The sequence below is a fragment of the Rugamonas violacea genome (assembly GCF_016461825.1).
Taxonomy (GTDB): Bacteria; Pseudomonadota; Gammaproteobacteria; order Burkholderiales; family Burkholderiaceae_D; genus Rugamonas.
This window is the reverse complement of record NZ_JAEMNU010000104.1, coordinates 1-943: the sequence shown is the minus strand read 5'-3', so window position 1 is coordinate 943 and position 943 is coordinate 1. Positions and strand designations below refer to the sequence as shown.

General features: G+C 45.8%; 1 protein-coding gene. It reads right to left on the bottom strand.

The window, feature by feature from the left end; all coding sequences use genetic code 11:
* Window positions 1-364, bottom strand: a 364-nt coding sequence (locus H7U20_RS19430) for a DUF6444 domain-containing protein (protein ID WP_233410912.1), incomplete at its 3' end; no start/stop codon positions are given.
* Window positions 365-943 lie beyond the last annotated feature (579 nt).

Sequence of the window (943 nt, the reverse complement as noted above, 5' to 3'; positions counted from 1 at the left end):
AATCGAACACCTGGCGCCACTCCAGCACCTGCGCCGACTCCAGCGGCAACGCGCTGTGGCAACGGCTGCAATGCCCTGGCAAGGGGTGATCCACTGTGCCACTCGGCTCGGCCACCCGCTTGAGCGTATTGCCTTTGTGACCGGGCTGGCCACCCACCTTTTTATCGGACTTGCCGCGCAGCGAACTGGTCTTCTTCGGCTTTTTTGCCAGTCCGTCCGACGACGGCGGCATGCTCGAATTCTCGCTGTTCATGCCCAGCTTTGCCTCGACCGCGTCCAGGCGCGCGAACAGCGCATCAATGAGCCAATCCTTGTCGGCATCGGACAACTTGGTCAGGTCGGGGCGCGGTGGTTTCGGTGGCATAGCGGAATGATGCTGGAAAGCCGCTTGGTTTACAACCCTTTATTGATGCGCTCGCTGCGGCTGAATAGTTACAGTTTTACTATTTATAGTTAGAATATTTTGAATTAATTGAGGCGCTACGACACAGTCTTTCTGTCAAACATATCATTAAAAATTGCAACTAAGCAAGAGCCCTCTTTAAAATATTGGAACATTGCATGTACAAGTTATTTGATGGGAAAAATTATGGAATTTCTGGGGTTTTTCCATTATTTTTTTTCTTTGGCGTTTCTGAGGTCCGAGCAATAAGTTTAAAAAATATAAATTTTATATTTGCGTTAATTTCATTTGAAATAATTACAATTTCCGTTCATATGTTTTTACTTCTGAGTGATGAAATTTATTACACTACCCTCACTATAATTTCCGTTGGAATTCCATCTATATCTTGTTTCTATAAGGGATTATTTGTGAAAAGAGTACCCATAAAAACAAATAATGTCGTGGAAACCCCCTGTGTCAGGATAGTTGTCGCGTCATCTGATTTCTCGTAATCGTACAGGGGGCGGAGCAAAGACGGGCAGTGAAACACTATTCAGC